The 12,803-nt window shown below is 42.2% G+C and carries 13 protein-coding genes and 1 riboswitch; of the genes, 3 read left to right on the forward strand and 10 right to left on the reverse strand.

All coding sequences use genetic code 11. From position 1 onward, the window contains the following. Positions 1-219: 219 nt before the first annotated feature. On the reverse strand, positions 220-750 hold the full coding sequence (locus EIZ39_RS22730; RefSeq protein WP_129203211.1) for an HD-GYP domain-containing protein: 531 nt from the start codon (positions 748-750) through the stop codon (positions 220-222). 541 nt (positions 751-1,291) lie between these two features. Here EIZ39_RS22730 and EIZ39_RS22735 point away from each other — a divergent pair. After that, positions 1,292-2,404 (forward strand): acyltransferase family protein, encoded by a 1,113-nt coding sequence (locus EIZ39_RS22735; protein ID WP_129203213.1) that lies wholly within the window; start codon positions 1,292-1,294, stop codon positions 2,402-2,404. Between the two features lie 47 nt (positions 2,405-2,451). Here the strand turns inward: EIZ39_RS22735 and EIZ39_RS22740 are convergent, their stop codons facing one another. Both EIZ39_RS22740 and EIZ39_RS22745 read right to left on the reverse strand, forming a co-directional pair. After that, positions 2,452-2,925 (reverse strand): GNAT family N-acetyltransferase, encoded by a 474-nt coding sequence (locus tag EIZ39_RS22740; protein ID WP_129203215.1) that lies wholly within the window; start codon positions 2,923-2,925, stop codon positions 2,452-2,454. Positions 2,926-3,040: 115 nt separating this feature from the next. Then, a complete protein-coding gene (locus EIZ39_RS22745) occupies positions 3,041-3,814 on the reverse strand; it encodes a Cof-type HAD-IIB family hydrolase (protein ID WP_129203217.1) in 774 nt (257 codons plus the stop codon). A 103-nt stretch (positions 3,815-3,917) separates the two neighbouring features. Next, a riboswitch (M-box (ykoK) riboswitch) is annotated at positions 3,918-4,084 on the forward strand. Positions 4,085-4,315: 231 nt separating this feature from the next. Between EIZ39_RS22745 and mgtE the strand changes: the two genes are divergently transcribed. Beyond that, the gene (gene mgtE, locus EIZ39_RS22750; protein ID WP_129203219.1) at positions 4,316-5,674 is read left to right on the forward strand and encodes a magnesium transporter; all 1,359 of its coding nucleotides are present in this window, start codon (positions 4,316-4,318) and stop codon (positions 5,672-5,674) included. 523 nt (positions 5,675-6,197) lie between these two features. On the opposite strand, the gene EIZ39_RS22755 is transcribed toward mgtE, so the two are convergent. The 5 genes from EIZ39_RS22755 to EIZ39_RS22775 form a co-directional block, all read right to left on the reverse strand. Further along, positions 6,198-6,539 carry a zinc ribbon domain-containing protein YjdM gene (locus tag EIZ39_RS22755; protein WP_129203221.1) on the reverse strand — a complete coding sequence of 114 codons (342 nt, stop codon included), beginning with the start codon at positions 6,537-6,539 and terminating at the stop codon, positions 6,198-6,200. 70 nt (positions 6,540-6,609) lie between these two features. Further along, positions 6,610-6,813: a hypothetical protein gene (locus EIZ39_RS22760; protein ID WP_129203223.1), complete on the reverse strand. Its 204-nt coding sequence runs from the start codon at positions 6,811-6,813 to the stop codon at positions 6,610-6,612. A 112-nt stretch (positions 6,814-6,925) separates the two neighbouring features. After that, positions 6,926-7,873: an ABC transporter permease gene (locus tag EIZ39_RS22765; protein WP_164985268.1), complete on the reverse strand. Its 948-nt coding sequence runs from the start codon at positions 7,871-7,873 to the stop codon at positions 6,926-6,928. 12 nt (positions 7,874-7,885) lie between these two features. Next, a complete protein-coding gene (locus EIZ39_RS22770) occupies positions 7,886-8,599 on the reverse strand; it encodes a hypothetical protein (protein ID WP_129203228.1) in 714 nt (237 codons plus the stop codon). A 3-nt stretch (positions 8,600-8,602) separates the two neighbouring features. Further along, entirely contained in the window at positions 8,603-9,448 is an 846-nt protein-coding gene (locus EIZ39_RS22775) for an ABC transporter ATP-binding protein (RefSeq protein ID WP_164985269.1), read from the reverse strand. 123 nt (positions 9,449-9,571) lie between these two features. Between EIZ39_RS22775 and EIZ39_RS22780 the strand changes: the two genes are divergently transcribed. Then, positions 9,572-10,159, forward strand: coding sequence for a TetR/AcrR family transcriptional regulator (locus EIZ39_RS22780; protein WP_164985270.1), 588 nt, complete (start codon positions 9,572-9,574; stop codon positions 10,157-10,159). 14 nt (positions 10,160-10,173) lie between these two features. On the opposite strand, the gene EIZ39_RS22785 is transcribed toward EIZ39_RS22780, so the two are convergent. Together EIZ39_RS22785 and EIZ39_RS22790 are read right to left on the reverse strand one after the other, a co-directional pair. Next, positions 10,174-11,193, reverse strand: a complete 1,020-nt coding sequence (locus EIZ39_RS22785) for a hypothetical protein (protein WP_129203234.1) — start codon at positions 11,191-11,193, stop codon at positions 10,174-10,176. 240 nt (positions 11,194-11,433) lie between these two features. After that, positions 11,434-12,756, reverse strand: a complete 1,323-nt coding sequence (locus tag EIZ39_RS22790) for a cytochrome P450 (protein WP_164985271.1) — start codon at positions 12,754-12,756, stop codon at positions 11,434-11,436. Positions 12,757-12,803: the final 47 nt, after the last annotated feature.

Here is a 12,803-nt window from a genome sequence, read left to right on the forward strand (position 1 = left end):
GACAAAATCCTCTCGTATTAAATTTAAGCTTATCTATTATCTTAGCATATCAAGTCCTATTTCCTGAGAAGAAAAAAGTGAACCGTCATGGCATGACAACGTGTATTCGCTACATTTATTCGTTCTAGACCTGATGAAAAATATTCAAAATCAGTTTCCAGACAGATAAAAAACCACCGAAAACTAAATTCGGTGGTAGCCGTACTTTCTATAACCCTATTATTTATATAGATCCACAAGCTTGTCGAGCAACAATCTGGAATACCCCTCGTCTGCCTGAAGAATTTCAATAGCTTCCATTGTCGTTTTCGCTTTGCTATAAGAACGATGATTGGTCATAGCATCGAAACTGTCTGCGATGGCCACAATTTGAGCTTGCACAGGAATGTGTTCCCCATTAATACCAAATGGATATCCCAATCCATTCATCCGTTCGTGATGGAATAACACCGTATACAAAATCTCTGTTTGAGCCTTAAAATCACTTCGTAAAATTTCAAATCCGTATACCGTATGCTGTTGGATGAGACTCCATTCCTCATTCGTTAACTTTCCAGGTTTCGATAGAATCTCGGTATTAATCTTCAGCTTGCCGATATCATGAAGGAGACCTCCATAATACACCATCTGCTGTTCCATCTTGGAATGTTCACAGGCTTGAGAAATTCGAAGAGATAATTCCGCCACCCGATAGGAATGTAGATAGGTATCCAGATCATGCTGCTTTAATTGCTCAACCAGATTTAACATTTTACTTCTCCTCTGTTTCAAAGACAAAAAAATACCTTCTTAAGGCTAGAATCATGCGATTAAAATTGCAATCCCTACTTTTGACCCGTTGCCTTGCGTCGTTCCTACCTTTAGGTTAGGTAAACCGTTTTCATAGTTTATAAGATGGCAAACTGTAAAAAACTGTAGTATTTTGTAGAAATTATAACTCATATAGTACTTTTGATGCAATCCTTTAGTAACAAAATATCTAACTTCGTTATATCAATAGGGTTAATAGATACTAAATAACTTTGGAGTTCGGTAATATCCGAATGGCAATAAGGACAGATCCATACATCATCTGTGCTTCCAAAGGATAACGATTCACAATGATAACATGTTTTTTGAAGCATAGCCGTTGAACTCCTTCTTATAGGATATGTTTATCTTATCGTATTTTTCGGGGAGGCTAGCTTAAGTTTTGATAAAGTTTTGACTGAGTTTTAAAAAATAACATGTGACAAATTGGGTAAATATCCCTATAATCTTTCAATGTACGAATTTCCATTGGAGGTAATTCATGGCGAATAGACTTTATTATTTGGATTATTTAAGGGTGTTTTTAACCTTCCTTGTGATTTTGCATCATACGGCTATCGCTTATGGGGCAGGGGGTTCATGGATTTATGTAGATGTGGATCAATCTGAGTTAACAATTACGAGTATTCTTCTGACACTATTTACTGCCGTTAATCAATCTTTTTTTATGGGGCTCTTCTTTTTTCTATCTGGCTACTTTACCCCAGGTGCTTTTGATCGAAAAGGGGCAAAAATGTTTCTCAAGGAGCGTTTCATACGTTTAGGTATCCCCCTTCTTTTCTATGTTTTCTTTCTTGGGCCTGTCATCTACTATATCGCTCATTATCGGTATCAGTTTACTTTACTAGAGTATTACCAAAGTCATATTTTAACCTTTAGACAAATTCATATCGGACCTTTATGGTTTGTGGAAGCCCTTCTGATTTTTTGTTTCATCTATAGCTTACTAAGATGGCTGTCGGCACCAAGATCAACACGCGTGTTACCTTCCCCCGCAATGAAGACTCTACTTTTCTTCGCCATTGGAATGGGGTTGACCGCTTTTCTAGTTCGCTTTATTTTTCCGGTAGGGACGGGTGTGCTGGGACTTCAATTTGGATACTTCCCTTCTTATATTGTTCTATTTACGGCTGGGATCTTGGCTTATCGTGGGCAATGGTTGAATCATCTAACTCCAAGCCTTGTGAAGACCTGGTGGAGAATATCCCTTGTCTCCATTCCCCTGTTGCCAATCGTATTTATTCTCACTGGTGCACTAGAGGGAAACCTGATGTTTGAAGGCGGTGCGAATGTACAATCGTTCTTTTATGCGATCTGGGAACCTTTTGTTGCCTTCGGAATCATCCTTTGGCTCCTTCAGTATTTTAATCGAGCGTGGAATCAGCCTACTCCCTTTCGCACCTTACTAGGTCAATTAGCCTACACCGTCTTCATTATTCATCCAGCTGTTGTTGTTGGATTTAGCCTGTTGCTGACTGGTGTAGATCTATTACCACTAATGAAATTCGTTTTAGTGGGATTCTTTTCTACGGTCACTTGCTTTATCATCGCTAGTATCTTAATCAAACTTCCCTATGCCAAAAAGATCCTTTAAATAAAATATGGGAGCAGTATAAGAAACTGCTCCCAGCTTAATTCACCTTAAGTTATGTATAGTTTCATTTTCATCCCTTCATGAGTCGCCTTAAAACCTAATCTCTCATAAAAATGGAGGGCATTCTCTCTCTTTTTATCCGTAGTAAGCTGCAATAGATGACATCCCCGTTCCTTCGCCCGCTCAATAACCCAACGGATCAATTGACTTCCGACTCCTTTACCACGGACAGATGTCGCCGTTCGAACTCCTTCAATCGTTGCCCTCCATCCCCCTTGATGGGTAAGATAAGGGATAAAAGTAATTTGCAACACCCCCACCACTTCTTCCCCGATGCACGCTACAACCAATTCATTATTCGGGTCAGAATCAATAGAATGGAAAGCCTTTCGGTATGTTTCTGGCAATGGTTGTTCATAGCGCTCTCTTGTCTTGCCCAGCTCATCGTCAGCAAGCATATACACAATTTGATCTAAATCTTCTTCGGTCGCCATCCTCATCAAAACTGCATGTGTATCCATATTACCCACCCTCTCGTCCCACTTAGCGAAACTAGGTTTCGTTTAATTAATTTCATTATATCACAAAAACCTTCTTACAAAATCAGTATGAAGGACGATTGAGATTAAGCGCCTCTTATTTTATCAGTCCCAGATGCGCAAGCCCGAAAGCTACCCCACCTTGATCCACCGATTTGGTGATATAGTTAGCTTGAGCTTTCAACTCCTCATGTGCATTACCCATGGCTACACCCATCCCAACGTAAGACAGCATCTCAAGATCGTTCAATCCATCCCCGAAGGCGACCGCCTGAGAACGGTCTAAACCTAGGTGGTCTAATAAGACCTCAATTCCTTTCGCTTTTGAACTTCCCAGTGGGATCCCATCCATCGAAAACTCGTGCCAACGCACAAAACGAAACGCGTCTAAAGACTGATACAGATGGGCCTCCTCTTCCGTACAATAAACCAAGGCCTGGTACATATCATATTCCCTCCAGGCGTTGGGTTCATATGCTGGAGACGGGAATCGTAAGTCTTCAAAACACTCTAGTATTCTTGGGTGGTGATCCTGATTGGCGAAGGACCCTTCCAACGCAAAGTAGGATAAAGCATGTCCATGCTTCGAGGCTTGTTCTTCCAACTTTGCAAGATCTGCTTTTTCAAAGATATGTCTTCGAATAATCTGACCTTGATGGATAACTAGAGAACCATTGATACATACAAAGGTATCTATCTCTAGTTTCTTTGCAATCTCTTTAAACATGTAGGGAGGTCGACCCGTCGCAATGGCTACTTGAGTCCCGTTTTCCTTTAGTTTCCTTATCGCTTCCATAGTATCTTGTGGAATTTCCTTCTCCGAATTAATTAGAGTAAAATCGATATCAAAAAACACAATTTCATAAGGCATGGTTTACCTCCATCACTTGCTAGTTGTATATTGTCAATATATCATTATACCCTTTAAATCGTTGACAACTCTTGAATATTAAGATATCCTTACCAAGTTAAGTAAATACCTTTGCTAGGTGAGGCTCCTGTGCCGGAGATATGCTGCTGCCCAGAAACGTCCAAAGACGCCAATGGGTCAACAGAAACCATCGAATTAAGGTGGTTTTTAATGTAGCTGGATGATGTTCCTATGCCGCACAGTGCTAAAGCTCTGCGAATGAGGGGATTATATTTTATTTTTTCTATGGAATTTAACACCTTCATTCATTGAAGGTGTTTTTTACATTTCTAGGGGGTGGTAAAAGTGGATTATGGTCCTGAACCTGTTTGTCGGTTAACATTCGCTAAATTAAAGAAAAATAAGGAAGGACGTCCATTTCTACCGATTCACTGGAGGAAGTAATGACTCCTTCTTTAGCGAGAACACGTTCACGTGATACAGAGGAAGAGGGTGAAAAGCATGGTAACAGACTTAACTCCAAATGAAATCACGATTCAAGTGATTAAATACTTAAAAGAAGCCAAAGTTAGTGATCTACAAGTTCTATTAGATGAGCTGCATCCGTACGATATTGCCCAGATTTACGATACTCTCCCTGACAAACATCGAGTTCGTTTTTTAGCACACCTCGACACGACCCAGCTGGCGCATATGCTTGAAGAATTAGAAAAAGAGCAGCAACACCATGTTCTCGGTAAATTAGGGGTGGAAAAATCATTTAAAGTCTTAGATGAGATGGATAATGATGATTTAGCCGTTCTTCTTGAGGAACTCTCCCCAGAGAAGAAGCAAGCTTTCCTTTCTGGAATGAAGCAAGAAGAATCCCAAGCTGTTCAAAATTTGATGAGATATGCTCCGGAAACCGCAGGTCGGTTGATGACCAACCGATTTGTATGGGTTTCTCATCACTACTCCGTTCGTAATGTTGTAGAAAAATTGAAAGAGTTCGCTGAAATCGCAGAGACGATCAATTATCTCTATGTCATTGACGATAAAAAGAAGTTGGTCGGCGTGGTTTCATATCGGGATCTCATCCTCGCCGAGGCGCATGAACAGATTAAGAACATTATGTTTGAACGGGTCATCTCGGTGACCGTCGATACGGATCAAGAACAAGCTGCTCGCCTTATCCAACAATATGATTTCTTAGCCGTTCCTGTGGTTGACCAAGATCGTGTCTTGGTCGGAATTGTCACCGTTGATGATATTATCGATGTTGTTATAAAAGAAGCAACCGAAGATATAGAAAAGCTATCGGCATCAGGGAAAAACATTGATTTCGATACGAAGGCCACTGTCGCCGCCTCTCGCCGCTTACCTTGGCTGGTCTTACTCTTATTCCTTGGACTGATAGCCGGAACGATCATTAGCACCTTTGAGGAAACCCTTGAAACTGTCGTCGCTCTCGCCTTCTTCATTCCGATGATTGCGGGGATGACAGGGAACACAGGGACCCAGTCCCTAGCGGTAGTGGTTAGAGGACTCATTACACGCGATATTAATCGAAGAGTCGTGATGAAACTCATCCTGCGCGAACTGGCTGTAGGTATCATTATTGGGGTTACCTGTGGGGTCCTCATCTCCATCATCGCCTTAGTTTGGCAAGGAAATGCGGTACTCGGGCTGGTTGTGGGCAGCACCCTTCTCGTCACCTTAATTATCGGAACCCTAGCTGGAACCATTATTCCACTTATTTTGTTCCGATTCAAAGTAGATCCAGCGGTAGCCTCAGGACCACTCATTACGACCTTAAATGATGTATTATCCCTGTTGATTTATTTCGGAATCGCTACCGTCTTTATCGCGCGGTTAATGTAGGCGATGGTTGGGACGGTCTCAATATCGATCGGCGGGTTTGATACCCTCAAATCCGTCCAACCCCATTTTCGGGGCATCATTCGGCGCTTTTGACACCCTCAAATCCATCCAACCCCATTTTCGGGGCATCAATCGAACTCTTTGACACCCTCAAATCCGTCCAGCCCCATTCTCGGGGCTCCAATCGGACTCTTTGACACCCTCAAATCCATCCAGCCCCATTTTCGGGGTATCAATCAGACTCTTTGACACCCTCAAATCCATCCAGCCCCATTTTCGGGGTATCAATCAGACTCTTTGACACCCTCAAATCCATCCAGCCCCATTTTCGGGGTATCAATCAGACTCTTTGACACCCTCAAATCCATCCAGCCCCATTTTCGGGGTATCAATCAGACTCTTTGACACCCTGAAATTGGGCCGACCGCGTTTTCGAGACCTTGGATCCATCACGATAACTTAAAGGGTGTCCTTGTAGGTCGCTTTTCACCGACCTACAAGGACACCCTCAGTTATGTAATCACTATACCTTTTTCACAAATTGGGATTTCAGCTTCATCGCCCCAAAACCGTCAATCTTGCAATCAATATCATGATCGCCGTCAACCAAACGAATATTCTTCACCCTTGTTCCTATTTTGATGACGGATGAGCTTCCTCTTACCTTTAAATCTTTGATGACGGTTACGGTGTCCCCATCCTGGAGGACATTTCCATTCGCATCCTTGATTATTCTTCCTTCTTCACTCGATTCAGCTGCTGCACCTGGCATCCATTCATGACCGCACTCCGGACAAACAAGAAGACTTCCATTATCATAAGTGTACGCTGAGTTACATACCGGACAATTAGGCAATTCTGACATGATACTTTCCTCCATTTATGGGCTTTTCTTCTAACTATACCCCTAATCTAAACTTTTTGCACCCTAACCTCTACTTCCTTAAATGGCGTAACGCCTCCAAAAGCAAAGCGAATCCAAACACCACAACCGATAGAAAACCGACTAGTAAAAGAAACGTCATAATCAAGCTAGTGAAGCTCTCAAAGAGTCCCTCAAAACGAGAGGAATACCCATATAAAAATATAAAAGCCATTCCAACTAACACGCCCAAAAGCAAGCTAATTCTTCGATCCACATCGATCCCCTCCCTCTTTTCTAAAAAAACGCAGTTCTTCCTGCAATCTCATTACGGTATATTTTCCGGTTAACGCCCCCGTCACCGTCAACCGGTTATCACCAATCCAAACCTACCTCTGCACCTTCGGTATTCCGTATAGAGTCTTATACCAATACCGCGAGATCACTCCTAATCCGACAAGGCAAAAAAACATACTATAAACAAAATAAACTCCCGAAAACTCTCCTTGATACAGATCATTAACCATAAGAAGCAACCAATAGAAGGGATTAAACAAAGCTAATTGATGCATCCACCCCTCCATGAATAATCCCAGAGCAGGTATTCCCATTAATCCTACAAAAACGACGGGTTTGAGGATCGCTAAGGCTTGAGATTCGTTCGTTGCATAGAAGGCCAAAATGAGTCCAAGCACGATTCCTAAACTAACTCCGGAAGCTAAGATGAAGACCAGAGGCAAGACCTTCAGAGGAACATTCAAGATCCATCCACAAAGAAGAAAGTCAACACCGACAATCCCCGCTGTGATCGTTACTTTGGCTAAAAGAGGAATCAGTGGATGAGCAGGCTGCGTCTTCTGCAATTCTGTAGTAAACCGTTCTCTTTCCTCTACCAACTTGAATAACAGCACCATCGCTCCCACCATAAACGTCCCATAAAGGTTAAAAGCAAAAACCTTATTAAACAATCTCTGTCTATCGGCTCCAACATCCACTACTTTCTCTCCTTGAAGGAGACTTTTCATCTTTTCAACGTCTTCGACCGCTTCACGTCCATCAACAACCAATTCTCCATCCTTTATACCGATCTTATGGTCGAGGTCGAAAACCCATCTTCTCATCTGTTCGTCGTCCCTTGCCACCATCACCTCTAGACCCTTCAATCCATCATAATGCTCCACTTCCTGTTCCAAGACAACCAGCTTCGGCAAGGGAGAATAGACATGTTGAATGCCTGAACCACCCATCGCGGTCAAGAGTGGAAAGAGAAAGATTAATAGAATAAAAACATTTCGCCTCGTAAGCGCCCATTCTTTTAGCAGAAAGCTCCAAAACATCTTCATCCCCCCTTATAGCCTAAACCCCTTCTTGAAGGTAATATGCTTGAACAGCAGTACACTACTTGCATATACGAACAGAGCAACGAAGGTTAAAATCATCAACAGATCTGAACCCCCAACAGCTCCCCCTGGTAAATACAAATCATAATAGGCCTGGATAAAACTCTCAAATGGATTATAGGGGATCGGATCAACATTCCAGTTCGGAAATACAAGACGCACCATAACGGCAAAGATAAGACCCGTTACTAGACTGCCAATCGCCATCACGATACTTTGCTTTTTCACGAGCATCACAATCAATACTCCACTGCCAATCATCAATAACGCTACTAATAAAGATAAATAAACAAACTGCAAGACGAATAGAAGATCCCCAAGCCTCATCGCTACAGCCAAGCTGCTTGCTACCCCTGTCATGAGTAAGAGCAACCCATGCTTGCCAACAAAGTACTGAAAGGGACTTCGACTCGTGCGCATCACTTGAATCATCTGCGTTTCCATATCCTCAGAGATCTGCAGAGCGGCTAACCAGAAAATCAGGTCGAGCAAGATGACGACAAAACCAATGGTGATCTTGGGAATCCATAAACTTAGATCGGGGTCTCTAGCCCAAACCACCGATAGAGCATTCAAGAGGATCACCATGATTCCAATATAGCCAAAGACTAACGCAGCAATTTGGTTTCGAATCAATCTCAGAAACTCCATACGAAGAAGCATACCTTACTCCCCTTTCAACCCACGTCCCACTACTTTAATAAAAATCTCTTCGAGTGTTGCTTCTTGTGAATGTATGCTGCTCCACTGATTGTCTTGTATGGCCCGGATGAATTCAGACAACTCCTTCTCCCGGTTAAACACCCGTTGTGAATCAGGATACTCAACGACCACACTGCTCCTACCATATCTTTTTTTATAATTGGATGGTGTATCTATTTCTACAATCTTCGCTTTGTTAAAAAACGCAATCCGGTCACATAGCTTCTCTGCTTCATGCATATCATGAGTTGTCACAAACATGGTTGTTCCGTGTCGATTCAAACCTTTCAACAACTCCCGGACATGTGCGGCAATTTCTGGATCCATGCCTGAGGTCGGTTCATCTAAAAATAAAATTTCAGGATTCGTGACCATCGCACGGGCCAGTACCAATCTCGTCTTCATCCCTTTAGAATATTCGGCTACTCTTTTATCTTTGGCATGATAAATATCCATTTGCCTAAGAATCGAATGGATAGCTTCTTTTTTCACACCATACAGGGAAGCATGAAAGTATAGATTCTCATACCCAGTCAACGTTGGATACAGCACATCGTTTTCAAAAGCAATTCCTATTCTCCGATAGAACCGATGATTGGCCTGAGCCATATCCTGCCCCAACAGAAAAACCGTCCCTCTAGGTGGAGCGATGAGACGGGTAAGGAGCTTGATCGTTGTTGATTTTCCAGCTCCACTTGGACCCAGAAAGCCAAACACCTCACCTTTCTCCACTTCAAAGCTTATGTGATCAACCGCATTGGTTTTTCCATCGTAGGAGTAAGTAAGTCCTTTAACCTCAATCGCTGGCATGGTCATCAACTCCCCATTTAATTGTGAAACATTTTTGTATTTTTGTTTCATTTCTTAACCTCAGTATAGGAGAATTTTGAAACAAAATCAATGTTTTGTTATACTATTTTGGAGGTGATGAACATGAACGGCTTTGAAAAACGAGCTGAACAAAAGAAACAAGACATTATCCACAGCTCGATTGAACTCTTTAAAACACTTCCACCCGCTAAGGTATCCATTCGCGACATCGCCAAGAAAGCCCATGTTTCCGTCGTGACCATTTATAATTATTTTGATAGCAAGGAAGGAGTCATCCACGAGGTCGTAAGAAGCATCCTCACCGAACAGATGGAACAAGCCCAATCGATTATCGAATCCCATAAGCCTTTTCCAGAAAAACTGAAAGAGCTTATCTTTGTCAAATCGACCTTACTTACTCATTTCCACCCAGAATTTCTCCAGTTACTATTAACAGATCATGAGTTATCTACTATGATACAGAATGAATTTATGGGGAAAACTGACGAGTTAGTCGAGGTGTTTATCGAAACGGCTAAGGCGCAAGGAGAGATCTGCGCGAATCTGCCCACCTCCTTTATTCTTCGAATCCTTGAACTTTACAAAAGAGATCTTTCCTCAGAACACAGCATACTGCTTCAGGGAGATCTTAGCCCGTCTAACTCTGAACGGATTCTTCATACATTACTGTATGGCATCATGAAAAAATGACCACCTGTTGGTGGTCATTTTGCTCTGAACTCGATTAAAGGTACAATATCCTCAGCCGAGCGGATATGTGATTCTTTACTTACACTAATGTTCGCTATTTTTTTGTTATATGATTGTTTTCGATTAAATGACGGCGTATTCTGCTCAGGGTGAAAAACATCGATATTGAGGCTAATAGCAGAAATTCCTTCTTCCTTCAGTGGCTCCACCACAGACCAGATCTGTTGGGCTAATTGTTCTTTATTGTTTTCTGTTAGATCCATGAATTTAACTGTATTTATATAGATGCTAATATAAGACTCTGGATTCTTGGCTAACTCCTTTAGATCCATTCGGGCCACTCTCGGATTGATCCCATCAACCCATATTTCCGAATGAGAAAAAGAAGCTTCTTCTAGGTCACTCCCAATCTTCTTACGGTACTTTTCACCATACTGATACTTCATAAATTCGTTGACAAACGTATCGGATATGGGGGCCTTCAAGGACTTCTTCCCTGAAACCGTTACCTGAAAGGAAAACATGGGGTATTCACTTAATTTAGCCTGAGCCGAAAAGGTTCCGTCCATATCTCCTGCATTCCACGAATAGGTTACAGGATAGACTTCTGCGCTAGTTCCATATTTCTCCTCTAATGACCTCTGCAAATAAGCCTGAACCTCTCTTTTCTCCGATGGCAGTCGATCATATAAACTGAAGTAAGTTTGAAACGGGAAGACATAAAAAGGAATTAACCCAATCAAAAAGGTGAAAATGAAGGATTTGTTTGCAGATCCTTGACTGACAAACTCTGGTTTCACCTCTTCCTTATTAATCTGATCTGCACGAATCAAGACTTTAACAATCGCATAAATCCAAAAAATAAGTGCGGGTAAACCTAAAAAACCAAGCGACATCATCGCCACTAATAATAGAAAGGAATGAATCGTAATATACAACAATCCAACGCCCATTTCTCCCAAATAACCATGACCAAGCCCGGGATATACGAGCGTGAGTCCCATTGCCAGCCAAGGGTTTCTTTTCTTTTTCATCCTTTTCACTCCTACTGAATTCAAACTGCTGATGCTAGATTGATTTTACACTTCAATAGGGAATGAAAATAGTACCAATCTAAAATAGTACCTCAAGTAAAAAACTCCCCAAAAGGGAATCGTAAGAAATTCTTTTTACAGACAGAGCAACACCAAAAAAAATCGTTTACATATAGTAATAGTACCTTAGTTGGAACCCAAATTAAATAAGGGACTGAATGGGCTTTCAGTCCCTCAAATCTACTTTCTAGATTGATCGCTTCGGCTCTTTACCAACATCTTTAACCCACCTTTGATTCTCAAAGATACCGAAGGCTCAGCTTGAATCGGAGCCTGTGCCGGAGCTAGCACTAGCCTATATCTCTGAGCCAGAAGCACCATGATCAAAGTAGCCTCCATACTAGCAAATTGGTTTCCGATACACGATCTTGAACCCGCTCCGAATGGAAGATAAGCATACCTTGGGATGCTTTTTACAGCCTCAGGTGCAAACCGTTCAGGCATAAATTTCTCTGGTTGATCAAAATATTGAGGATTCCGATGAAGACTATAAGGAGAAATCATAAAAATAGAGTTACGAGTAAAGGGTTCTCCTAAAATTTCCACGTCTTCATTCGCTTCCCGTAGGATCATCCAAGCAGGTGGATACAAACGTAGGGACTCTTGCCAAATCTGCTGCGTATAAGAAAGCTTCGTTAAATCTTCGTATGTCGGAGGGCGATCTCCCAGAACACAGTCCAGTTCCTCTCTCCATTTTACTTCCACCTCAGGGTGTTGGGATAATAAGTACCATGTCCAGCTTAGCGCATTCGCGGTTGTTTCATGGCCTGCGATGAGCATCGTAATGATCTGATCAATAAGCTCTTGTTCCTCGACCCCATCTTCCTCCAGCAGATGCCGTAATAAAGTAGGAGAGTCTCGCTTCTCTTGTTGTTGGACAAACCCCTTCGCGGTTTGATGTAACACCCCCATGGACTGGGTGTGCCGTAGATTCCCCCGAGTCGGAATGAACTTGGGCAAAGGGATGGGTGAATACATCCGCTTGGCCGTATATTGGATCGTCTCCTCAACAGCTCTTGCAACTCTCTCCGCATCCTCTTTTAATTTTGCCCCAAATAATGTTTGCATGATGACCGTAAGCGTCAGCATCATAAAATCACGATGCACCCATCGTTCCTCTCCATCTTGCCACTCATCAAATGCTCGCGTGGCTTGCTCTATCACGATCGGAGCGTACTCCTGAATTCTCTGCTTGTGAAAAGCCGGAAGCATAGACTGCCGCTGATGGTCATGCTTTTTTCCTTCCGTGGTCAAAATCCCCTGACCTACTGTTTCTCTTAGAATTCGACTTGATCTACCTTTTCGAAACGATTGTTCTTTAGAGATTAGCACCTCTCGAATCGCTTCCGGGTGATTCAAAATATAAGAAGGCGTCCTCTTGCTAGACCGTACAGAAACGATATCACCTAAGTGCAGAACACTCGTCATGAATCCGAGAGAATCACGTTGAAAGTGAAGGAAATTCTTCAGTCGTGCCCCTTCTATTTCCACTACCTTACTCAAGTATACTCCCCTCCACAAAGCTAATTGTAATTCCATTATAACCAAAA

It is taken from the genome of Ammoniphilus sp. CFH 90114 (assembly GCF_004123195.1).
Taxonomy (GTDB): Bacteria; Bacillota; Bacilli; order Aneurinibacillales; family RAOX-1; genus YIM-78166.